At 63.4% G+C, this 21,973-nt stretch carries 26 protein-coding genes and 1 pseudogene; 19 read left to right on the plus strand and 8 right to left on the minus strand.

The genetic code is table 11. The annotated features are described in order from the left end of the window. From JXQ94_RS12445 to JXQ94_RS12465, 5 genes and pseudogenes are all read left to right on the plus strand, one after another. Positions 1-260, plus strand: a pseudogene (locus tag JXQ94_RS12445) (GMP synthase (glutamine-hydrolyzing)); the annotation flags it as partial. A gap of 12 nt (positions 261-272) precedes the next feature. Then, positions 273-1,022 (plus strand): hypothetical protein, encoded by a 750-nt coding sequence (locus tag JXQ94_RS12450; protein ID WP_421924124.1) that lies wholly within the window; start codon positions 273-275, stop codon positions 1,020-1,022. 254 nt (positions 1,023-1,276) lie between these two features. Next, entirely contained in the window at positions 1,277-2,143 is an 867-nt protein-coding gene (locus JXQ94_RS12455) for a GNAT family N-acetyltransferase (RefSeq protein ID WP_421924125.1), read from the plus strand. A gap of 231 nt (positions 2,144-2,374) precedes the next feature. Then, entirely contained in the window at positions 2,375-2,584 is a 210-nt protein-coding gene (locus JXQ94_RS12460) for a cold-shock protein (protein ID WP_295692202.1), read from the plus strand. A 127-nt stretch (positions 2,585-2,711) separates the two neighbouring features. Then, entirely contained in the window at positions 2,712-2,978 is a 267-nt protein-coding gene (locus JXQ94_RS12465) for a hypothetical protein (protein ID WP_421924126.1), read from the plus strand. A 26-nt stretch (positions 2,979-3,004) separates the two neighbouring features. On the opposite strand, the gene JXQ94_RS12470 is transcribed toward JXQ94_RS12465, so the two are convergent. Beyond that, positions 3,005-3,484, minus strand: a complete 480-nt coding sequence (locus JXQ94_RS12470; RefSeq protein ID WP_421924127.1) for a glutathione peroxidase — start codon at positions 3,482-3,484, stop codon at positions 3,005-3,007. A 105-nt stretch (positions 3,485-3,589) separates the two neighbouring features. Here JXQ94_RS12470 and JXQ94_RS12475 point away from each other — a divergent pair, with 105 nt between their 5' ends. Further along, positions 3,590-3,799 (plus strand): SlyX family protein, encoded by a 210-nt coding sequence (locus tag JXQ94_RS12475; protein WP_421924128.1) that lies wholly within the window; start codon positions 3,590-3,592, stop codon positions 3,797-3,799. 15 nt (positions 3,800-3,814) lie between these two features. Here JXQ94_RS12475 and JXQ94_RS12480 read toward each other — a convergent pair whose 3' ends face one another. Then, a complete protein-coding gene (locus tag JXQ94_RS12480) occupies positions 3,815-4,150 on the minus strand; it encodes a hypothetical protein (RefSeq protein WP_421924129.1) in 336 nt (111 codons plus the stop codon). A gap of 64 nt (positions 4,151-4,214) precedes the next feature. After that, positions 4,215-5,786, minus strand: coding sequence for a LytTR family DNA-binding domain-containing protein (locus tag JXQ94_RS12485; protein ID WP_421924130.1), 1,572 nt, complete (start codon positions 5,784-5,786; stop codon positions 4,215-4,217). 146 nt (positions 5,787-5,932) lie between these two features. Here JXQ94_RS12485 and JXQ94_RS12490 point away from each other — a divergent pair, with 146 nt between their 5' ends. The 13 genes from JXQ94_RS12490 (at position 5,933) to der (ending at position 16,446) form a co-directional block, all read left to right on the plus strand. Next, positions 5,933-7,417 (plus strand): alpha/beta fold hydrolase, encoded by a 1,485-nt coding sequence (locus JXQ94_RS12490; RefSeq protein WP_421924131.1) that lies wholly within the window; start codon positions 5,933-5,935, stop codon positions 7,415-7,417. A gap of 112 nt (positions 7,418-7,529) precedes the next feature. Continuing rightward, the gene (locus JXQ94_RS12495; RefSeq protein ID WP_421924132.1) at positions 7,530-8,390 is read left to right on the plus strand and encodes an AraC family transcriptional regulator; all 861 of its coding nucleotides are present in this window, start codon (positions 7,530-7,532) and stop codon (positions 8,388-8,390) included. 133 nt (positions 8,391-8,523) lie between these two features. Next, on the plus strand, positions 8,524-8,940 hold the full coding sequence (locus JXQ94_RS12500) for a hypothetical protein (protein ID WP_421924133.1): 417 nt from the start codon (positions 8,524-8,526) through the stop codon (positions 8,938-8,940). A gap of 9 nt (positions 8,941-8,949) precedes the next feature. After that, positions 8,950-9,480, plus strand: coding sequence for an RNA polymerase sigma factor (locus tag JXQ94_RS12505; RefSeq protein ID WP_421924134.1), 531 nt, complete (start codon positions 8,950-8,952; stop codon positions 9,478-9,480). Next, positions 9,477-9,800 carry a hypothetical protein gene (locus tag JXQ94_RS12510; protein WP_421924135.1) on the plus strand — a complete coding sequence of 108 codons (324 nt, stop codon included), beginning with the start codon at positions 9,477-9,479 and terminating at the stop codon, positions 9,798-9,800. Before JXQ94_RS12505 ends, JXQ94_RS12510 begins: the two co-directional genes overlap by 4 nt. Before the next feature lie 84 nt (positions 9,801-9,884). Further along, positions 9,885-10,442, plus strand: coding sequence for an NnrU family protein (locus JXQ94_RS12515; RefSeq protein WP_421924136.1), 558 nt, complete (start codon positions 9,885-9,887; stop codon positions 10,440-10,442). A gap of 84 nt (positions 10,443-10,526) precedes the next feature. Next, on the plus strand, positions 10,527-10,913 hold the full coding sequence (locus JXQ94_RS12520; protein ID WP_421924137.1) for a hypothetical protein: 387 nt from the start codon (positions 10,527-10,529) through the stop codon (positions 10,911-10,913). A 13-nt stretch (positions 10,914-10,926) separates the two neighbouring features. After that, positions 10,927-11,469 carry an RNA polymerase sigma factor gene (locus JXQ94_RS12525; RefSeq protein WP_295692232.1) on the plus strand — a complete coding sequence of 181 codons (543 nt, stop codon included), beginning with the start codon at positions 10,927-10,929 and terminating at the stop codon, positions 11,467-11,469. After that, a complete protein-coding gene (locus JXQ94_RS12530) occupies positions 11,466-11,807 on the plus strand; it encodes a hypothetical protein (protein ID WP_421924138.1) in 342 nt (113 codons plus the stop codon). The genes JXQ94_RS12525 and JXQ94_RS12530 overlap by 4 nt, the downstream gene beginning before the upstream one ends. Positions 11,808-11,881: 74 nt before the next feature. Then, entirely contained in the window at positions 11,882-12,709 is an 828-nt protein-coding gene (panB, locus tag JXQ94_RS12535) for a 3-methyl-2-oxobutanoate hydroxymethyltransferase (RefSeq protein ID WP_421924139.1), read from the plus strand. A 72-nt stretch (positions 12,710-12,781) separates the two neighbouring features. Beyond that, positions 12,782-13,585, plus strand: a complete 804-nt coding sequence (locus tag JXQ94_RS12540) for a tetratricopeptide repeat protein (protein WP_421924140.1) — start codon at positions 12,782-12,784, stop codon at positions 13,583-13,585. Further along, complete coding sequence (locus tag JXQ94_RS12545) at positions 13,578-14,948, plus strand: PQQ-binding-like beta-propeller repeat protein (protein WP_421924142.1); 1,371 nt, start codon at positions 13,578-13,580, stop codon at positions 14,946-14,948. Before JXQ94_RS12540 ends, JXQ94_RS12545 begins: the two co-directional genes overlap by 8 nt. 10 nt (positions 14,949-14,958) lie before the next feature. Next, complete coding sequence (der, locus tag JXQ94_RS12550) at positions 14,959-16,446, plus strand: ribosome biogenesis GTPase Der (RefSeq protein ID WP_421924143.1); 1,488 nt, start codon at positions 14,959-14,961, stop codon at positions 16,444-16,446. Between the two features lie 68 nt (positions 16,447-16,514). Here der and JXQ94_RS12555 read toward each other — a convergent pair whose 3' ends face one another. The 5 genes from JXQ94_RS12555 to alr form a co-directional block, all read right to left on the minus strand. Then, complete coding sequence (locus tag JXQ94_RS12555) at positions 16,515-17,231, minus strand: SDR family NAD(P)-dependent oxidoreductase (protein ID WP_421924144.1); 717 nt, start codon at positions 17,229-17,231, stop codon at positions 16,515-16,517. Further along, a complete protein-coding gene (gene purF, locus JXQ94_RS12560) occupies positions 17,228-18,709 on the minus strand; it encodes an amidophosphoribosyltransferase (protein ID WP_421924145.1) in 1,482 nt (493 codons plus the stop codon). The genes JXQ94_RS12555 and purF overlap by 4 nt, the downstream gene beginning before the upstream one ends. Next, positions 18,706-19,350: a CvpA family protein gene (locus JXQ94_RS12565; protein ID WP_295692251.1), complete on the minus strand. Its 645-nt coding sequence runs from the start codon at positions 19,348-19,350 to the stop codon at positions 18,706-18,708. Before JXQ94_RS12565 ends, purF begins: the two co-directional genes overlap by 4 nt. Before the next feature lie 14 nt (positions 19,351-19,364). Next, a complete protein-coding gene (radA, locus tag JXQ94_RS12570; protein ID WP_421924146.1) occupies positions 19,365-20,741 on the minus strand; it encodes a DNA repair protein RadA in 1,377 nt (458 codons plus the stop codon). An 85-nt stretch (positions 20,742-20,826) separates the two neighbouring features. Then, on the minus strand, positions 20,827-21,942 hold the full coding sequence (gene alr, locus JXQ94_RS12575) for an alanine racemase (RefSeq protein ID WP_421924147.1): 1,116 nt from the start codon (positions 21,940-21,942) through the stop codon (positions 20,827-20,829). Positions 21,943-21,973: the final 31 nt, after the last annotated feature.

A 21,973-nucleotide genomic window follows, 5' to 3' on the forward strand; every position in this document is an offset into this window, starting at 1 on the left:
TCTATGACGAGATCTGGCAGGCCTTCTCGGTGCTGCTGCCGGTCAATACCGTCGGTGTGATGGGCGATGAGCGCACCTATGACGCCGTGCTCGCCCTGCGCGCGGTGACCTCGGTCGACGGCATGACCGCCGACTACTACCCCTATGACCACGACTTCCTCAGCCGCGTCGCCACCCGTATCATCAACGAAGTGCGCGGGGTGAACCGGGTCGTCTATGACGTGACGTCCAAGCCGCCGGGAACGATTGAGTGGGAGTAGCCCACCTGACCTATGCACCATTCGGATCCATTCGAAACTCTTGCAATTGCAGACGACCGCGCGTGGCCAGATCAAGTCGACGCGATAGATCTTTGCGGGCTTGCTGTTTCACGAACCAACCGGGGTGATGTTGAGCCGTTGCGAGGGCTTCTCCGGCATTCCGAGGCAGCCGTACGCCGTCGTGGTCTTTGGATCTTCTCGGAACTGACTGGGGTCGGGTTCAGACTGTTTGACGATGCTCTTTGGGCCGTCGATGAGACTGACATCGCGACAGTGTGTAGTCTATTGGATGGCGTGCTGAGTTATGCGCGGAAACTGGAACCGGCACAGATATCAGCGTTACTTCAACTAGGCGATCAGGCCGATGATCTAGCGCGTTCGCGCTTGATTGTTGTGATTGGCGCGTCCGCGCCTTCGAAGGTATTGGCAGCTATCGATATGCTGCCGTCCGACGTGAGAGCGGGTCATGCCGTGGCCGTGAAGGCTGGCGACCTTGTGACCGATGTGACCAGTGACACTTTTGACGAGGCTCGCAAGCTGGATGGGCTTGCCGGACTATACGCTTGGGCTCAACTCTTTCGCATCGCAGCGCGGCGAGAACATGATGATTTTCCATTCGAAGATTCAGCGGATGACTTCATAGCGGAAAGATTGCGGTTCGAGATCGTTCGCCGATCCCGGCGCTATCTCGAGAGCAGGCGCGTCAGGCAGGACTATTTCCGTCGCTCCGAGGCAAAGCGAAACAAAAAGCGCAACAAGTAGTGTTCGCGCCGCGCGCCCGCTCCCAATGCCTTTCGCCAGCCGCGCATTCACACACGCCATTTTTCCCGGGCGAAGCCCCGGGACCGACTGAACCCGCCTTGAGGCGCTGAGTTTCCGGTTGGTCCCGGACAGCGCTGACGCGCTTCCGGGAGAAATCGTGTGTGATTGGCGAAGCAAGAGCCAGATTGCGCCTTGGAACCGGCACCGGGCCTCGAACGCTTCCCGTCTTCCCCGAACGCGCCTAAGCCGGTTGCATGACCCAGTCGCTCGCCATCCGCCCCATGACCCGCCCGGAAGCCGTCGGCCACATCGCGTTGACGATTGCCGAGGGCTGGAATCCCGGTCTGCATGACACCGAGGCCTTTCTGGCCTGTGATCCCGATGCCTTCATCGCGGCCGAGCTGGACGGCAAGGTGATTGGCGGTGGGGCGATCACGGCCTATGGCGACAGTTTCGGCTTCATGGGCCTCTTCATCATGCATCCCGAGCTGCGCCGGCAGGGGCTGGGCAGCCAGCTCTGGCGTGCCCGCCGCGACCGCCTGCTCGCCCGGTTGAATCCCGGCGCCACGATCGGCATGGACGGCGTGTTCGCCATGGCCGACTGGTATGCGCGCGGCGGCTTTGTGCTGTCGCACCGCAATCTGCGTTTTTGCATGGATGTGCCCGCAGACCGGGTCTGCGAGCCGTTCGCCGAAATCGTCCCGGCAACCGACATCCCCTTCGAGGCGCTGGCCGCCTATGACCGGTCCTGTTTTCCCGCTCCGCGCGACGCCTTTCTCAAGGCCTGGATCACGCTGCCGGACCGCAAGGCCGTGGCGCTGGTGCGGGACGGGCAGCTGGCCGGCTATGGCGTCGTCCGGCGTTGCCGGGAGGGTTGCAAGATCGGTCCGCTGTTTGCTGACGACGCGGACGGCGCCGAGGTCCTTTTTGCCGCGCTGGCACCGTTTGCCGCCGGAGGATCACTCTTCATGGATGTTCCGGAGCCCCACACCGACGCCATGGCCATGGTTGTCCGCCACGGCATGAGCGAGGTTTTCGGCTGTGCCCGCATGTATCTCGGCGCCATCCCCGATATTGCCCACGAGCGGGTGTATGGCGTGACGACATTCGAGCTTGGCTAGGCCCTTTCGGGCAGGTCATCTGGTGTCCGCGGCCTGGCCATTGTCCGATTTGCCTTGCCAAAACCCCAATCAGCCGTCATATAGCGGTCACTCGATCTTGATTGCCGAATCTTCTGGGGGCGAGTTTTGCCCCCCCGACGCTCTTCCCTTTCAAATTTCGACACTTCGGGCATCAGCTGACACGCGGTCGGTTGGGCCCAAAACAACGTGCCTGATTGAAAGGACATCGTCATGGCTACTGGTATCGTTAAATTCTTCAACACCACCAAAGGTTTTGGTTTCATTCAGCCGGAAGACGGCTCTACGGACGTTTTCGTCCACATCTCGGCTGTCGAGCGTTCCGGCCTGACCACGATCACCGAAGGTCAGAAGCTGAACTTCGAAGTCGTCCAGGACAAGCGTTCTGGCAAGAATGCTGCTGAAAACCTGGAAGTCGCGTAAGCGGCTTCCGGCTTGCCTGACGTCCCGCTGACGGACGGACAGGTGACGCACAGAGAGGCCGGGCATTCGCCCGGCCTTTTTGTTTCTGAACGACCCGAAACGACATCTGCAGAAGGAGGCCGATCCAATGGCTACATTGTTCAATGGTGACCAGCTGCGCCTGAAGCCCGATCCCAAGCTGGATCCCGAGCAGGACGCCGTGCCGGCCAAGGCCACGACGGCCCAGAACTCCGTTCTTGATCTTCTGCAAGAAGAAGCCGATCTGCGCCTGGCCAAGGTTCAGACCCTGCGCAAGGCGCGCCTGGCCATGCAGGCCAAGGCTGCTGCCGAAGCCGAGCCCGCCGCGCCGAAAAAGCGCCGCGCCAAACCGCCGAAATTCGCCAATCAGTCCTAAATCGGGCAGCCCTAAGTCGGGCAGTCCTAGAGCAGGGCTTCGATCTCGCCGCGGATTTTCTCCGGCGTGTCCTGGGGGCCGAAACGCTTGACGACCCGGCCCTCGCGATCAACCAGGAATTTGGTGAAATTCCACTTGATCGAGGTCGAGCCCATCAGGCCCTTGGCTTGTGATTTCAGCCAGTCATAGAGCGGGTGGGCGTCTGGTCCGTTGACCTGGATCTTTTCGAACATCGGGAATTTCACATCATAGGTGAGTGCGCAGAAATTGGCGATTTCTGCGGCATCGCCGGGTTCCTGCTTGCCGAACTGGTTGCAGGGAAAGCCGAGTACGGCGAGGCCTTTGTCGGCGAGCTCCGCATGCAGGGTCTCCAGGCCCTCATACTGGGGCGTGAAGCCGCACTTGCTGGCCGTGTTGACGATCAGCATCACCTGGCCCTCAAAGCTGGACAATGAAACCTCGTCACCCCTGATGTCGGTGGCCGTGAAGTCGTGAATGCGGCTCATGGAAATCTCCTCTGTCTCCTGCGAGCATATGTGGTGTGATCGCGACGCGAGACAAGCGTTCAGATTGCGCTAGTTTGCCGCCGAAGAAGAGCCGGGATGACCCTCATGACCGATACGTTGCAGGCCCGCATTGAAGCGCTGGAAATCCATGTCGCACATCAGGATGCGACGGTTGAGGACCTCAATGGCGTCATCCTCGCCCAGCGCGAGGAACTTGATCGTCTGACGCGTCGCATCAATCGCATGATGTCGCAGATCGATGAGCTCGAAGCTGCCGCACCGGCCCCGGAAGTGACCAAGCCGCCTCATTATTGATCGGGGGAGTTGCGGTCAGCTGAAGACGCGCGACATGTCCGTCTCCACCGTGATCGGCCGGAAACTCCGGTAGATCATCATGGCGAGCACGAAAAAGCCGCCAAAGATCAAGGCCTGCATAAAGGCCATCACCGGAAGGAAAAGCACCAGGGGCAGGGCGCCCGCGAGCAACGCGCCGACGCCGGAGACCGGGGCGCCATTCACGGTCAGCGGCGCGCCTGTCAGCGAGATCAGGATCATCAGGACGAAGGCGAAGGCGAAGAGCAGCGTCCAGGTAAAGGTCCAGCCCACCACAAACAGTTTGTAGATGCTGCCGAGTGAGAGCTGCCCGTTCCGTGTCCTGAGTCGCATGATATCCCCCCGCTAATGCCAGGTTGCAGGCTAGTGGGCAGGGGGACCCGCCGGCAAGACGGTATCAGCCCGTTTCCACAGTCTTCTCCGCCAGCGCCGAGCGGACCGCGGGCATGATGCGGCGGCTGACCGGCACTTCACTGGCATTGGATAACAGGAGCCGGCCTGTCCCGCTCGCTTCACGCTCCAGCGCGGAGACGAAAAGTGTATTGACGATGTGCGAGCGGTGCACACGCAGGAAGGCGGCCGGGAGCTGGTCCTCCAGCCCGCCCAGCGTGCCCGTATAGAGCGAGGTCGCCCCGTCCTCGAAGTGGAGCTCGACATAATCGCCCGCAGCCTTGAGCTGGACGATGCGATCGGTCGAGACATAGTCGACGCGGCCGGCGCTCACGAGCTGGATCTGTTCCGGCGCTGACTTCTGACGCGCCTGGGCAAGGGCGGTCTCCAATTGCAGGGCGCGCCCGGTTTCGAGTCGGCGTTGCCGGCGTTCCTGAACAAGAAGCTGGGCCTGCTGGTAGATGCCAAAAGCGAGCACGCCGGCGGCCGCGTGGAAATAGCCGACATCGAGAAAGCGTGAACCGAAATGAAAGACGGCGAGAAGCCCCAGAACGAACAGGCCGGCGAGTATGAGGGCGCCGCGCTGTTTGCGGGCGGCCCAGGCGAGTGACAGCAAGAGACCGGCGCCGCAGCCTGTCATCATGACGCCGGCCGTCTTGCCGTCGAAGCCGGGAATGAGGGCAATCACGATGGCCATGGCCAGAGCCACAACGGACAGGCGTGCCAGGCGAGATCGCCAATCCAGCGATGTCATGCGCAGCATCAGCCATGCCAGCAGGCAGAGCATGAAGCCGGCAGCGCACAGCGTGATCAGGACAAGTCGCGTGTCGTGGAAGGGGTAGGGATAGGCGACGAGGCCGCGCGCTGACTCCACGAAGAGCTCAGTACCGGCAAAGAGGGAGGCGCAGGCGAGAAAAAGGGAGGCTTCCCGGTCCTCATTGCGCCAGGCCGTAACCCCGAAGAAGACGAGCCCGACCAGAAAGACCCCGAAGGTGATCAGGCTGGGCCAATAGCCGGTGATGATGAAAGTGGTCGGGTCCTGAAAGCGGCTGAACTGAATGGCGTGGATGGGCGAGACGAGGCGTAGCCAGCCATGATGGCTGGAGAGGCGCATGTCGATCACATTATCGCCAGCCCGGACCAATGTGTGCGGCACGAACAGGCTGGCATCAATGCGGCCCGCCTCCTCGGCCCTGGGGGTGTCTGCCGGGAGGCCGTTGGCGCCGATCCGGCTGCCGTTGAAATAGACCTCGCTCGACATCTTGCCCATGACCATCAGACCCCAGGGGCCTGTGCCCTGCCATTCGCCATTGGTCAGGGGCAGCCGCAGCCGGACCCAGATATGGCGACCTTGCGGGTCGAGATTATACAGAGAGACCGTCTCGCAGTCGGCCGCGGTGAAGTCCGGCGGCGCGATGTCGCTATCGCGCGCCGGGCAGACAATCACGTCCTCGATGGCAACATGGGTGGTTCGCTGGGCGCCAGCGCCCGTTGTGAGTGCGATCACGGCAAGCATGGCAAGCAGGCCGGCTCGAAAGCCAGCGGCAAAGTCGTGGGGCGAGATCGGACGAACGGTCATGTTTGCCAGATTAGCGGTTGCGGTCCGGGACGTCCCGCCGCTTGTCGGTTGATGGGCACCGCTGGCCGAATTCCGGGTGTGGCGCCGCGCCTGACGCGGTCTGATCACGGTATGCCCGGGGGGCACGCCAATTCGGAGATGCAGTCATGTCACTCACCCAGATCACACGCGCCAGCCTGTTGGCCGGCACGGCCTTGTTCGCCGGCCTGGCCATTGGACCGGCGCCGCAGGCCCTTGCCCAGGTCGAAGGCGAGACAGAAATCACGTTCACCGCCCAGAGCGGCGACACCGTCGACGCCTTGCGTGGAGAGTTCCAGGTGCCGGAAAACCGGGCCGACCCGGACAGCCGGATGATCACGATCAGCTATGTCCGCTTTCCCGCCACCGGCGAGACTGCCGGCCCACCCATTGTCTATCTCGCCGGGGGGCCGGGGGGGTCCGGGTCCGGTACGGCGCAGGGGCGGCGATTCCCGCTTTTCATGGCCATGCGCCAGCATGCCGATGTGATTGCCTTCGACCAGAGGGGCACCGGCCAAAGCCAGCGCCCGCCGCGTTGCGCCAGCAGCCAGCAGGTGGATAGCGCTGCACGAGTCAGCGATGCGGACATCGCGGCGGCCTATCGGGCGGCCCTCGCCGAGTGTGTGAGCTTCTGGCAGGCCGAGGGCGTCGATCTGCTTGGCTATACGACGCGCGAAAGTGTCGCCGACCTGTCCGACCTGCGCACTCATCTGGGTGCGGATGCGATGTCGCTCTGGGGCATTTCCTATGGCAGCCATCTCGCCCTGGCGGCCCTCGACGCAATCCCTGACGAGATCGAGCGGGTCATCATCGCCAGCGCGGAAGGTCTTGACCAGACCGTGAAATATCCGGCCCGCACCGACGCCTATATTGCGCGCCTGCAAGCGGCGATCGACACGCAGCCGGCCGCGGCAGCGCTCTATCCGGACATTGCGGGCCTGATGCGCCGGGTGCATGCGCAGCTGGAAGCGGAGCCGATCCTGATCCAGGTGCCACAGGAAGACGGACCGGCCATCCCCTTCCTTCTGCAGCGCCATAACGTGCAGCAATTCTCATCGGGCCTGATTGCCGATCCCGCCAATGCCGGCCTGCTGCCTGCGCTCTACGCCAGTCTCGAGCAGGGCGACACCACATTGGCGACCCGCCTGCTCGGATTCTTCTGGACACCGGGCGAGCCGCTTTCACTCAATGCCATGTCGACAGCGATGGATATTGCCTCGGGGATTGATGCCGATCGTCTTGCCGCGGTGGAGGCGCAGGCGGAGACCAGTCTTCTGGGCCTCTATCTCAATTTCCCCATGCCACAGCTCAATGACGCGGTGGACGGTCTGGATCTCGGCGCAGACTTCCGCACTGGCCCGACCGGCGACACGCCTGTCCTGCTGCTGACCGGCACGCTGGACGGCCGGACCTATCCGCAAAGCCAGCGTGAGGCGGTCGCGGATCTGAGCGATGTGACCCGGGTCGTCGTGCGCAATGCCGGCCACAATCTGTTCATGACAACGCCCGAGGTTGGTGAGGTCATGCACCGCTTCATGCGGGGCGAACCGATGGACGACACGGAGATCGTGATCGATCTGCCCGACTTCCTGGCCAACCCGTTCGAGCGCTAGGCCAATCCGGGATCGGCAGGGCCCGTGTGGCGAAGATCGCAAGATCGGGACCGCGCGGGCTTGCCGCCATCGCTAAACCGGTTTCATGGTTCACCGTGGAGGAGACACGACCATGATGCCGGATAACCGGGTTCGCCATGCCGAGCGGATCGAGCGCGTCCTCGCGCATATTGAAGCCGCCGACGAGCGCGCGCTGTCACTGGACAGGCTGGCTTCCATTGCCTGCCTTTCGCCCTTCCATTTTCACCGCGTGTTTCGACTGATGACCGGCGAGACCCTTGCCGAAACAGTGCGCCGCGTGAGGCTGGCGCGCTCCCTGCCTGATCTGGCCAATCCCGACGAGACGGTGACGCGGGCTGCCGCTGGCGCGGGCTATGGTTCCAGCCAGGCCTATGCGCGGGCCTTCAGGGCCGCCACGGGCGGGTCGGCCAGCGAGCTGCGGGCCGGACGAAGCGAGTTGATGGCGCGTCTCCTGCGGCCCGCCCAAGAGCCGTCGGCGCAAAGCCCGATGGCGGTGGAGATTGTTTCAACGGAGCCACTCCGCTTGCTCGCGATCCGGAATATCGGCGCCTATTCCGAACTCAACGCAACCTATGAACGCCTGTTCGAGCGCGTCTTCGCTCACCACCCGATGGAGGCCTTGGCCGGGATATACGGCATCTGGCACGAAGACCCGCGTTTCACCGAGGCGACGGCCCTGCATTTTGACTGCGCGATCGCTGTCGGGGATCTGGCGCCTCCCGATGGCATTGAGATCCTGGCCCTGGCCGGTGGCCGTCACGCCCGTCTGCGCCATGTCGGCAGTTACCAGACGCTGCATGACAGTATCGACCGGCTTTACGCCGCTGTTCTTTCCCGCGCCGCAGACGAAATCGGCGATCAACCGCTCTTCGTGCATTATGTCGACGATCCGGAAAGCCGGCCCGAAACGGAATGGCGCTCGGACATTTATCTGCCACTCGCGCCGGGTTAGGGCAGGGTGGCTGCCTGTACTCCGGACAGGCGTATGACATCCCTTTGCATCCAAATGCCGCTTCGGCGGCGACATAGGGTCAAAGGCTGCAGGGTGCGGCCCAAACGGAAGCGATCGACAGGAGACACACGCGATGGCCGAGATTTTTGACGATTACTGGTGGCTGCTCTTCCCGCTGGCCTTTTTTCTGGCGGCCGGTTGGGGAAGCTTCATGCGCTACAAGCGAACCCAGGCGAAGATCGACCTGCTGAAGACCTATGCGGCGTCGGGCAAGGAGCCGCCGGCGGACCTGATCGCCAGTCTCGACAAGCCGGGAGACGGGCGGCCCGACTGGTCTGACCTGGATGGTGACAATGACCGGCGGGACAGCCATGGCACCGGTTCCAACGCCTTTCTCGTCATTCTCTTTGCCGGCTTCGCGGCGGTCTTTGCCTATGAGGGGTATCGTGGCCTGATCGGTATGGGCGAAGTGGCCTATTTCGTGTCCCTGATCTTCGTCGTCTTGTCGGCCGCGTTCTTCGTGGCGTCCTTCTTCAAGCGCAAGTCCTAGGGCCGACTCATGAGTACGCCACCGACGGACGCCGCGCTGGTCGCGGCGGCCCGCTCGGGCTCAGACGCGGCCTTTGCGCGGATCGTCGACCGGTATCAGGCGGCGATCCGCACATTTCTGCGACGCTTGTGCCCATACACATCCGATGCCGATGACCTCGCCCAGGAAACCTTCCTGACCGGTTGGACCGAGCTGCGCGGTTTGCGCGACCCGTCCCGACTCAAGTCCTGGCTGTTCTCGATCGCCTGGCGCAAGGCCAAGGGCGAGGCCCGGACGATGGCGCGCAACCGGCAGCGTGATCATGACTGGCAGGAGATGCGTCCGGATTGTGAGACGCCGGAGACGGAGCGGGCGATCGCCCTGCACCAGGCGCTGGCGCAATTGCCGCCGGACCAGCGCGCTGCGGTATCGCTCTGCCTGGGAGAGGGCTGGACCCATGCCGACGCGGCCGGGGTCTTGGATATGCCGCTGGGTACTGTAAAATCACATGTGCTGCGAGGCCGATCGCGCCTTGTGGAGATTCTGGGAGTGGATTCATGAGCCAGCCTGACCCGCTAGCCGATTTCTTCGCTGCGGACGCTGCTCCGGCGGTGGATCGCAGTTTTCGCATGGCCGTGATGGAACAGGTCGCCCGGCGTCGCCTGCGCGTCGAACTGGCGCTGCGCAGCCTGGCCACGCTCCTGCTTTTTGCCGGCGTTGCCCTGATCTCACCGGTGCTGCAGCGTTTCGCCCAATTGCTCGGTCAGGATTTGTCCCAGGTTCTGCTGGTCATGCTGGCAGCCGGCCTGGTGGCCTATCTGGGTCATTTCTGGTTGACCCGAAAGCCCGTTTTGCGCCTGCCGCACCTGCGCTTTTTCTGAGCAGATTATTGGCACTCCACGTGGAATTGCACGGCGACATCGCCATGAATCGCCTATAGTCGTGTTTGCAAGGGGGAGGCGCGCATGCTGCTGCTGTCTGTTGGACTGGTTCTGTTTCTGGGCGTTCACCTCCTGCGCGTTGTGCCTGGCGTTCGGGATGGTTTGCAGGCCCGACTTGGCGCGACGCCCTACAAGCTGACTTATACGGTGATCTCGCTGGTCGGCTTTGTCCTCATCATCTACGGCAAGATCATTGCCCATCCGACGCCGGCCGTCTGGGACGCTCCGGAGTGGGGACGTCATCTGGCCCTGTTCGCCGTACCGCTGGGGATCATTCTCCTGACGTCGGCCTATGCGCCAGGGCATATCCGCCGCTGGGTGCGCCACCCGATGCTGGCCGGGGTCGTGGTGTGGTCGGGCGCGCACCTGCTGGCCAATAGCGAGGCCTCTGCGGTCCTCTTGTTCGGCAGTTTCTTCGCCTGGTCGCTGATTACCTTCATCGCCGCCTGCTTCCGCGAGACGCCGCCGCCCGTGGTAAAGGGGTGGGGCGGCGATCTCACCGCCATTGTCCTTGGACTCATAGCAGCGCTTATCATATTGAATTTTCACATGTATCTGTTTGGTGTCGCCGTAATCGGATAAATTCTGCATCCAAACTCGAAACTCGCCGCATCTCATGGTCAAAGCAGGCGTTGACGCGCCTCGACCATAAGCAGGAGAAGCAAAATGGAACTTTCGGTTATGTTGGTCGCACTGGCACCTTTCATCATGGTGCTGGGTATTGTCTGGATCGCCGTGAATGCCGGGACGCAGAAGCGCAAGGCAATTCTTAGTACGATCGAGGAAGCCATCCGCGGTGGTCAAACGATGACGCCGGATACGATCCGGGCACTTGGCATGCCCCGCAAGGACAGCAATGGTGATCTGAAGTCAGGTCTCATCCTGATTGCCGTGGCCGCCGCCTTCATGGTGCTGGGCTTTGCCGTCGGATCTGTCGAAGGTGACAGAGAAGCCATGTACATCATGCCGGCCATCGCCGCCTTCCCTGGCTTTATCGGTCTGGTCCTGGTCGGGTTCGGCCTGATGGGGCGCAAAAAAGAGGCCTCCGAGTAATCGGAGTAAGCTGATGAAGGCGTCGGACGAAGAACTCACAGCCCTGGTGGTCGCCACAAAGAACCCGGCGGCCTTCGGGGAACTGGTCCGGCGCCATCAGGGCCTGGTCCGCGGCATGCTGCACCGCATGTGTCGCAACCACGCCCTCGCGGATGACCTGGCTCAGGATGCCTTCATCAAGGCGTTCGAGAAGGTCGGAAGCTTCAAGGGCACGGGCTCCTTCAAGTCCTGGCTCTGTTCCATCGCCTACACCCAATTCCTGATGTCAGCGCGCAAGCGCAAGGCGGCGGACCGGGTGCTGGAGAAATTCCAGAGCGGCATGGAAGAATCCGAAGCGCCCCGTGATATGGGCAATGTGGTTGATCTCGATCGCGGCCTTGCCACATTGAAGGATGAAGAACGGATCGCGGTCGTGCTATGTTATTCGTGTGGCATGTCACACTCGGAAGCCGCTGAGGCGACCGGTATGCCACTGGGAACGGTCAAGTCGCACGTCAATCGCGGCCGGGCCAAATTGCAGGCGTTCTTTACGGACGCGGAGGTGATGGCGTCATGACGATGAATGATGCATTCGATGCCCGGCTCAAGGCCGCCTTCGCTCAGGCAGCCGAGCCGCTTGAGACGGAGCGTGAGGCCGATGCCTTCTCGCACCGTGTGGTCAAGCAATTGTCCAACCCGGATCGCAAGCGGATCCTGTTGCTCGGTGGTGCCGGGTCAACCGGGTCGGCGATTGCCGGCACCCAGCTGGAAGGCCTGCTCGGCCAGGTCCAGGTGCCGACGGACGGCCTGATGGCGAATATCGGCTTCCTGATGAGTCCGGAAGTCATGGCGGCCGGTGCCATGGCTGTGGCCGTTGGCATTGTCGCGACGGTCTTGCCGCGCCGCATCGCCTGAGCCACGGTCCAAGGCTTTTGCAGCGCAGCATGCTGCGCTAGGGTCCGGCCACCCGTATTGAAAAGGCCTGTTTCATGTCAGCCCAAACCCAGATCCGGCGCATCACAGCGCCGGATATTCGTGCCCGCAAGGGCGGTGAGCCGATCGTCTGCCTGACCGCCTATGACGCGCCGATGGCGCGCATTCTCGATCCGCATTGTGATCTTCTCCTCGTTGGCGACAGCGTCGGCATGGTGGTGCACGGGCTCGATTCAACGATCGGCGTCACGCTCGACATGATGATCCTGCATGGCCAGGCGGTCATGCGGGGCGCCAAACGCGCCCTGGTCGCCGTCGACATGCCGTTCGGGAGCTATGAAGCGTCCCCGGAGCAGGCGTTTGCCAATGCCGCGCGCATCATGGCGGAGACGGGATGTCAGGCGATCAAGATCGAGAGCGGCACCTATGCGGCCGAGACGATCCGCTTCATGGCGGCCCGCTCCATCCCGGTGATCGGTCATGTCGGACTGCGCCCGCAGGCGGCCCTGGCTGATGGCGGCTTCAAGGCCAAGGGGCGTACGGACAGTGAGCGGCAGCGCGTGATCGACGAGGCCGTGGCGACCGCAGAGGCGGGCGCCTTCGCCCTTGTCATTGAAGGCGTAGCGGAAGACCTCGCGCGCGAGATTACCGAGACCATCGCTGTCCCGACCATCGGGATCGGGGCTTCGGCGACCTGTGACGGTCAGGTTCTGGTCACCCAGGACATGCTTGGCGTGTTCGACTGGACGCCCAAATTCGTCAAGCGCTACGACAATATGGCGGAGCGCACCGATGAGGCTGTTGCGCGCTATGCCCGGGAAGTCCGGGACCGCAGCTTTCCCTCGCCGCGCGAGGTCTACACGATGAAGCGCTCTGACGGCTGACCTCGGTTGCGGCAGGGGGGGAGTAACGCTAGGGTCCGCGCTCATTGAGTGGATTTACGGAGCCGCCCCGACGTGGTCGATATTTTTGAAGAAGTCGACGAAGCACTTAGTCGCGACAAGTATCAGGAATTGCTTCGCAAATATGGACCGTGGGCGCTTGGCGGCGCACTCGCCATCATTGTGGGCACGGTGGCCTGGCAGGGATTTGATGCCTGGCAGACCTCAGGCCGTGAGGCGGCGTCCGATTCCTATGCTGCGGCGATGACGCAGGTCGAGAACGGGCAATTGCCGCTCGCTGCTGCCAGTCTCGAGACACTCGCCGGCCAGGGCACGGCCGGATATGTCCCGCTTGCGCTCATCCAGCGCGGCAATGTCGCGCTTGAACAGGGCGATAATGCTGCCGCTGCCGATTTCTTCGAGCAGGCCGCTGCGGCTGCCAGCGATCCGCTGCTGAGCGACATGGCGGAAATCCGCGCGGTCTGGGCCGCTTGGGACACACTGTCCTTCTCCGATATCGATCTGCGCCTGAGCCGGCTTGTGAACGGGGAATCGCCCTTCCGCCATCTGGCGCGCGAGACGATCGCCTCTGCCGCTTTGCGCGCGGACAATTACGAGCGGGCCCGGACGCAATACCAATTCTTGGCCTTTGCCAATGACGCGCCGGCGGGTGTGTCCGCTCGGGCCCGCGAAGCCCTGGCCCTGATTGCCCAGCGCGCCGGGCCGGCCGAAACGCCTGCCGATGACGGGTCTGCTGACGATATGACGGTGGATGATGCCCCGGTGGACGATGCGGCTGCCGCTGACGATGCTGTGGCCCAAGAGACAGCCGCCGAAACCGAAGAAACTCCTGATGCCGGGGATGCAGGCAATGATTGATGTAAAGCGTATCCGCACCCTTCTGGGTGTGGCCCTGATCGCCCCGCTGGCCGCTTGTTCGTCGGTGCCCAACCCGCTGGACATGATCCCGGGTCGCGGCAATGACGATGAAAACAATCTCAACGGTGACGCGCCGACTGATGGCCGCGTCTCCATCCTCAATTTCGAGCAGGGCCTGCGCCTTGATGGCGAAAGCGCCGGCGTCGTTGAGTTGCCGACAGCCTATGTGAACACGGTCTGGCCGCAGCCGGGTGGCTATCCCACCAATGCCGTCCAGCACACCCAGGCGTCCGGTCCGCTGGATATCGCCTGGCGTGAAGGCTTTGGCGCCGGCTCTGACAATAGCCGCCGCATCAATGCGCGCCCGGTCATCGCGGCGGGCAATGTCTATGCGATCGACGCCAGCGGCGAAGTCGTGGCGATGAATGCGGAGACCGGCGCGACTGTCTGGCGTCACCAGATCGAAGCGACGCACCGCTATGACCGCATGTCGTTCGGCGGTGGCCTGGCCTTTGATGGCGGCCGTATCTACGCCCATTCCGGCCTGAATTTCTTTGTCGCCCTGGACGCTGCGAGCGGCGCGGAATTGTGGCGCTCCGAGACGCTGGTGCCCTTCCATGGCGCGCCGACGGTCGCGGATGGCCGCGTCTTCGTGTCGAGCGATGACAATGAGCTGCTCGCGCTTGATACCGATAGCGGCCAGGTGCTGTGGACCTATCAGGGCATTGTTGAATCCGCGCGCCTCCTGACCGCGCCAAGCCCGGCCGTGCTGGGTGATATCGTCGTGGCACCCTTTGCCTCGGGCGAGCTGATTGCGTTGCGTGTCCAGAACGGCAATCCAATCTGGCAGGACAGCCTGACCCGCGCGGGTGGCCTGACAGCCATGTCCGAGATCAATGATGTCGCCGGAAGCCCGGTCGTCGTCGACAATACCGTGTATGCGATGAGCCATTCCGGGCTGCTCGCGGCGATCTCCCTGCGGACAGGCGAGCGCCTGTGGAGCCAGCCTGCCGGTGGACTGCACGCCCCCTGGGTGGCCGGTGATTTCCTCTATATCACGACAAGCGAGGCGGAGATTGTCTGCATCAATCGCCTGAACGGGGAAGTGTACTGGATTACCCAGCTCGACCTGTTCGAGAATGCCCGTGAGCGCAAGAACCGGCTCGCCTGGACAGGGCCTGTGATGGCGGGCGGCCGCATCGTTGTGGCCTCCAGCCGAGGCGAGATGCGGGTGCTCAACGCCTATGACGGGACGATCATGTCGCAAAGCGATTTGCCCGGCGATGTGTTCATCCCCCCTGTCATTGCCAATGAAACCGTATATGTCGTCACCGATGACGCGCGGATGATCGCGCTCCGCTAGGCGCAAACGCATGACTGCTCACTTGCCCCGCATCGCTGTCGTAGGACGGCCGAATGTGGGAAAATCAACCTTGTTCAATCGCTTGGCCGGGAAACCCTTGGCTATTGTCGATGACCGGCCCGGTGTAACCCGGGACCGGCGAGAGGCGCGTGGGCGTCTGGGCGACCTGCCCCTTTTGCTGATTGATACGGCCGGATATGACGATGCCGAGAAGGATGGCCTGGATGCGGAGATGCGCACCCAGACCGAAATGGCGATCCATGATGCCGATCTCTGCCTTCTTTTGATCGATGCCCGCGCCGGTGTGACGCCGCTCGATGAAGTTTTCGCGGACGTGATCCGTCGTTCGGGCAAGCCGGTCCTGCTGGTCGCCAACAAGTGCGAAGGCAAGGCCGGTGAGTCCGGTCTGATGGACGCCTTCGAGCTGGGCATGGGCGAACCGATCGCGCTTTCGGCCGCACATGGTGCCGGCATTGGTGATCTTTATGACGCTGTCTTTGACGCGCTGGGACCGCTGGCGAAATCGGCCCGTCGCGCGAGCAAGGATGAAGGTGATCCGCCGCTTCGTATTGCTGTCATAGGCCGTCCCAACGCCGGCAAATCAACCCTGATCAACACGCTGATCGGTGAGGAGCGCCTGATTACCGGCCCGGAGGCCGGGATTACGCGCGACGCCATTTCCGTTGACTGGGTCTGGGACGGGCGTCGCGTGCGTCTTCACGACACGGCCGGGTTGCGCAAGCGTGGCAAGGTTGCTGACCGGCTCGAGCGCATGAGCGCGGCGGATACGCTGCGGGCTGTGAAGTTCGCTGAAGTCGTGGTTCTGCTCATGGATGCCGAGCATCCGCTCGAGAAGCAGGACCTGCATCTGGCCGACATGGCGTACAAGGAAGGCCGCGCCGTCGCGATCTGCGTCTCCAAGATGGATCTCGTGCCGCATCGCGAAGCCTATCTCAAGGAAATCCGCCTCGAGTTTGAACGCCTCCTGCCACAGATGACGGGCGCACCCTTGTTGCCGATCTCGGCGCTCAAGAAAAAGGGGCTCGATGCGATCATGCCGACCCTGGCCAAGCTCCATGAAAACTGGGACGCCAAGGTCAAGACGCGCGACCTCAATGACTGGCTGCACGAAATGACCGAGCGGCACCCACCGCCGGCCGTCAATGGTCGCCGGATCAAGCCGCGCTACATTACCCAGACCAAGGGGCGTCCGCCGACCTTCGTGATGATGTGTTCGCGCGCGTCAGACCTGCCGGAAAGCTATAAGCGCTATCTGGTCAATGGTTTGCGTGAGGCCTTCGACCTGCCCGGTGTGCCGATCCGCCTGATCGTCAAGGCTGGCAAGAACCCCTATGTCGAAGGTGACCGCGGTGGAAGCGGTCCGGGTGACAAGGCGTCCAAAGCCAACAAGCCAGCGCGTCCCAACCGCCCGGTCAAGCCGCCCAAGGGACAGCACCAGGCCAAGGGCAAGGCTGCGGGCCGCAAGCCCCGGGGCTGATTACAGCCTTGCCGGTCGCGATCCGGTTTTCAGGTATATCAGGTATTTCAGGACGGTTGGGCGGGGCGTCAGCCCTTGAACTTCACCGTCTCGCCGTGGCGCGCGCAGTCTGGCGCGACCAGTTCGGCGATCGTTGGCCACAATGCGCGGGGGTCCGGGAGGTCGTTCGGATTCTCGCCAGGAAAGGCCTTGGCGCGCATCTGGGTGCGCAGGGCGCCGGGATACACCGTATTGATCCGAAGCTTGGGATTATTCACATGCTCATTGGCCCAGCTCTCGACCAGGGCATCCAGACCGGCTTTCGAAGCCGCATAGGGTCCCCAGAAGGCCCGGCGGGACGCGGCGGCGCCCGATGAGATGAAGACGGCTCGTCCGGCATCGGAGGCCAGCAGCAGCGGCTCGAAGGCGCGGATCATGCGCGCCGGCGCCATCAGATTGACCCCGATCACTTCATGCCAGGTCTTGGATTTTACCTGCGAGGCCGGCGTCAACACGCCGAGCGCCCCGGCATTGGCGAGCAGGATGTCCAGTTTCTCCCAGCGCTCGGTGATTATGCCGCCGAGCTTCTCGATTCCGTCCTGGCTCATCAGGTCGAGCGGGACGAGGGTGCAGCTGCCACCGGCTGACGTGATGTCGTCATCGAGCTCTTCCAGCCCACCCGTGGTGCGCGCCGTCGCAATGACATGCGCGCCCGCCTTGGCGAGTTCGAGCGCCATGGCGCGGCCAATACCGCGCGACGCCCCGCTCACCAGAGCGAGGCGGCCTTGAAGATCGATCTGGGTCATGCGTCCACCAGGAAGGAGAGCTGGAATTCCTTGGCCGAGAGATCACGGTCATGATCGGCCAGGATGGTCGGGTATTCACCCGTGAAATAATGGTCTGCCAATTGTGGCGCCTTGTCATTGCGCGGCGCGCCGATCACGGCCTGGTAGAGACCGTTGACCGTGAGGAAGCCGAGACTGTCAGCCTCGAGCCGGGCGGCCATTTCCTCGACCGACATGTTGGCGGCGATCAATTCCTTCTGGCCGGCCATGTCGATCCCGTAGAAGTCCGGGAATTTGATCGGCGGGCAGGCGGAGCGGAAATGGACTTCCGAAGCGCCGGCTTCGCGCATCATGCGGACAATCTTGAGCGAGGTCGTGCCGCGGACAATTGAATCATCGATCAGCAGGACGCGCTTGCCGCGCACTACGGCGGCATTGGCGGCGTGCTTGCGGCGAACCGACAGGTCGCGCCGGTCCTGGGTCGGCTGGATAAAGGTCCGACCGACGAAATGAGATCGGATAATGCCGAGCTCGAAGGGAATGCCGGAGGCCTCCGAATAGCCAATGGCCGCGGGTACGCCGCTGTCGGGCACCGGAATGATGACATCGACATCGGCCGGTGTTTCCAGCGCCAGCTGCCGGCCCATCTCCTTGCGCGCCTCATAGACGCTGCGGCCCTCAATGACCGAGTCGGGACGGGCGAAATAGATGTATTCAAAGGCACAGGGCTGGGCTTTGCGGGCCGGTGCGAAACGCTCGGACCGCAAGCCTTGCTCATTCACCACCAGCGCTTCGCCGGGCTCGATCTCGCGCTCAAAGGTCGCGCCGACCATGTCGAGGGCACAGGTCTCCGAGGCGAAGATATAGGCGCCATCCAGCCGGCCCATGACCAGCGGACGGATACCGTAGGGATCGCGCGCCACGATCAGCCGGTCATTGACGACAGCGACGAAGGCGAACGCGCCCTGGACCTGTTTCAGGGCCGACAGCACGCGATTGGTCAGCTTGTTCTTTTTCGACAGGGCGGCGAGATGGAGAACCACTTCGCTGTCCGAGGTTGATTGGAAGATCTGGCCGTGATTGACCAATTCCTCGCGCAGGACACGGGCATTGGTCAGGTTGCCATTATGGGCGAGGGCGATGCCGCCGCCGCGCACATCCGAGAACAGTGGCTGCACATTGCGCAGAACCGACGCGCCCTGCGTTGAGTAGCGGGCATGTCCGATCGCGACGCGGCCGGGCAGGCGCTGCGGGAGGTCCGGTGAGGTGAAATTCTCACCGACCAGGCCGAGATAGCGCTCGATATGAAAACGTGACCCGTCATGGGTCGCGATTCCGCACGCTTCCTGGCCTCGATGCTGGAGGGCATGGAGGCCGAGCGCCGTCAGGATGGCGGCGTCATCGGCGCCATATACGGCAAAGACGCCGCATTCTTCCTGGGGGCGATCACTCTCCGGATCGTAAGTCAGTGTGGCGGGAATGGCGCTGTGGTCGCTCATCCATCGTCTTCCTGGTCATCCGTGGTCGAACCGATGAGGTCATCTAGTCGGTTTCGGTCGCGTCTGCCATAGGACGTGTCATTATTTCTTATTGTTTCTGCAATCGGGTCATTTGTGCTGCCCGGCAGAGGCGCACTGGAACCGATGCGTGAACTCTCCGGCGCCAGGGTCTGCAGGGCGCGTGCGGTCGCATTCACAAGCGGATAAATGCGCGCCTGCGTGATGCTCTCCGGAGGGCGACCATTCTCGCCGAATGTGGCCGCCATGAAGATGACGACCAGTCCCAGCAGGACAAGCCCGCGGACCAGGCCGAAGGCGAAGCCCAGAGTCCGGTCGACAACATTCACGTCCTCGCCTTTGGCGAGGCCGCGCGAGAGCGAGCTCGTGACGAAGGTCACCGCCAGATAGATGATGATGAAGACGATGGCCCCGATGGCCAGCGGAGCCAGCCAGTCCGGATCAATCATGTCGCGCGCCGGGCCGATGAAGGCGGGCAGGGCCCACAGGGTCGCCAGCGATGCCGCCACGAAGGCGGTTACCGACAGGGCTTCGCGCACGAAACCACGGACCAGGGCCAGAAGACCGGAAGCCAGAAGAATGGTCAGACCGATGCCGTCAAAGGCGGTCAGAGATGATTCCATGGGCGCGACACTCCCTATTCGCCCGCCATTGCCCTGAGAGTCTGCACCAATTCGAGCGCGGTGGCCACGCCATCGACCCGGACCGGAGCGGTCTCGTCGGCAGCAGCCTGGGGGGCGATGGCCCGCGTGAAGCCGAGCTTGGCGGCTTCCTTGAGGCGCGAATCACTGCGTCCGACCGGTCGAACATCGCCGGAAAGACTGATTTCTCCGTAAACAACGCCATCGGCCGGCAGGGCGACGTCCAGCGCCGAGGAGACGATCGCCGCTGCGACCGCGAGATCGGCCGCGGGCTCGGAGATTTTCAGCCCGCCGGCGACATTGAGGAAGATGTCGCGTCCCGCCAGTTCGACGCCACACCGGGCCTCCAGCACGGCGAGCACCATGGCCAGGCGGCCACTATCCCAGCCAACCACGGCCCGTCTGGGCGTACCGAAGGCTGCCGGTGCGACCAGGGCCTGGATTTCCGAAAGGACGGGCCGTGTGCCTTCCATACCGGCGAAGACCGCCGCACCCGGCGTGTCGCCGCCCCGTCCGTCGAGAAAAAGCGAAGACGGGTTCGTGACCTCGGCCAAACCCTTGTCACCCATCTCGAAGACGCCGATTTCATCGGTCGGGCCGAAGCGATTCTTGACCGCGCGGAGAATGCGGAACTGGTGCGATCGCTCACCCTCAAAATAGAGGACGGCGTCTACCATGTGCTCGACTACGCGCGGCCCGGCAATCTGGCCGTCCTTGGTGACATGGCCGACCAGGATGACGGTGCAGTGGCTCTTCTTGGCGAAGCGGACAAGTTCCTGGGCGCAGGCGCGGACCTGGGCGACGGTGCCGGGCGCGGCTGCCAGCTGGTCGGACCAGACCGTCTGGATTGAGTCGATGACGACGATGTCCGGCTTTTCCGCCTTCAGCCCGTCGAGGATATTGTTGAGCGAGGTCTCCGACGCGAGCGAGACGGGGGCGTCGGCGAGTCCGAGCCGCTTGGCACGGCGGCGGACCTGGTCGATGGCCTCTTCGCCGGAGACATAGATCGTGCGGGCGTCCGAGCGCGCGATCTGGGCCATCATCTGCAGGAGCAGGGTCGATTTGCCGATCCCGGGGTCACCGCCGACCAGAATGGCCGAGCCGGGGACCAGGCCGCCGCCGCAGACCCGGTCGAGCTCGCTGATGCCCGATTGCAGGCGGGCGGGTTCCGGGCTTTCCGACCCGAGGTCCACGAGGTCAAGACGCGCGGCTCGTCCGCTGCGCTTGGGCTTGCTGGCCTGCGTTCCGAGCGGGGCCGAGGGCGTTTCCTCGACCAGGGTATTCCATTGCCCGCAGGAATCGCAGCGTCCCGCCCATTTGGAATGAACGCTGCCACAGGACTGGCAGACATAGATGTTCTCGGACCGCGCCATGGCGACTCAACTCCCTGTTTCAAGCGCATTCAAACCGCCCGAGGCGACAAAACAAGTCATCCCGTAGCGCGCGTGCCCTTGCCGCTCAGTCGCGCTGATAGACGCGGTCGAAGCGAATGCCGAGGCGGACGAGAAATTCATAGGAAATCGTCCCGGCTGCCTGCGCGATCTCGTCAAGATGCGCGCCGAGGAAGCTGACGCAGTCGCCGGCCTCCACCGCATGGTCGACCGCACTGAGGTCAACCGCGATCAGGTCCATCGAGACGCGGCCCAGAATGGGGGTTCGGGTCGCGCCGATATATCCGGCGCCGCCCCCGGAACTCGCCCAGAGCAGTCCATCAGCATAGCCCGCCGCGACAGTCGCGATGCGCATCGGACGGTCCGCCTGCCAGGTTGCGCCATAACCCAGCGTGTCGCCGGCCCTGAGTTCGCGGATCTGCAGGATGGGTGCGTCGACCCGGACCACGGGCTCAACCGGCGTGTCGTGCCCCGGCGCAGGATTGCCGCCATACAGGGCGAGGCCAGGCCGTAGCACGTCGAAATGATAATCCGGCCCCAGAAGAACACCGGCGGAATTGGCAAGACTGGCCGGAATCTCCGGGAAGGCCGCGCGGATGCGGGCGAAGCGCGCGAGTTGCTGGGCATTCTGGGGATGGTCGGGATCATCACCGCAGGCGAGATGACTCATGATCTGGCGAACATCCAGCCCGTCAAGGCGCGAGGGATTGGCGATCAGTGTTTCGATCTCGGCGCTGTCGAGGCCGAGCCGGTTCATGCCGGTATCGAGATGGATGGCGCAGGGCAGGTCCGGCGCGTCTTGGCGCAGACTGTCCAGTTGCGCGAGCGTATTCACCACCGGAATGAGCTGCGCCCCGCGCAGGGCCGGCAGTTCTGCCGGCCAGAAACCATTGAAGACATAGATCTCGGCTGCATGCCCGTCGAGCGCGTCGCGGGCTTCCACGCCTTCGGCGGTGTGGGCCGTGTAGAAATGCCGGCAACCGACCCTGGCCAGGGCCGGTACGACTTCGGTGGCACCCAAGGCATAGGCATTGGCTTTCACCACAGCGCCGACCTGGGCGTCGGGCGCGAGCGCCTGCAACCGGGCATAATTACGCTGGACCGCTGCGAGACTGACGATCAGGCGCGGCCCCGGATGAGCCCGGCCCGAGGCCGGCTTGGCCTCACTCGTGCGGGTCGTCAAAGCGGGTTTCCAGATCGGTGAACTTGGTCAG

Origin of the sequence: Maricaulis maris (assembly GCF_049116555.1) — a bacterium.
Lineage (GTDB): Bacteria > Pseudomonadota > Alphaproteobacteria > Caulobacterales > Maricaulaceae > Maricaulis > Maricaulis maris_C.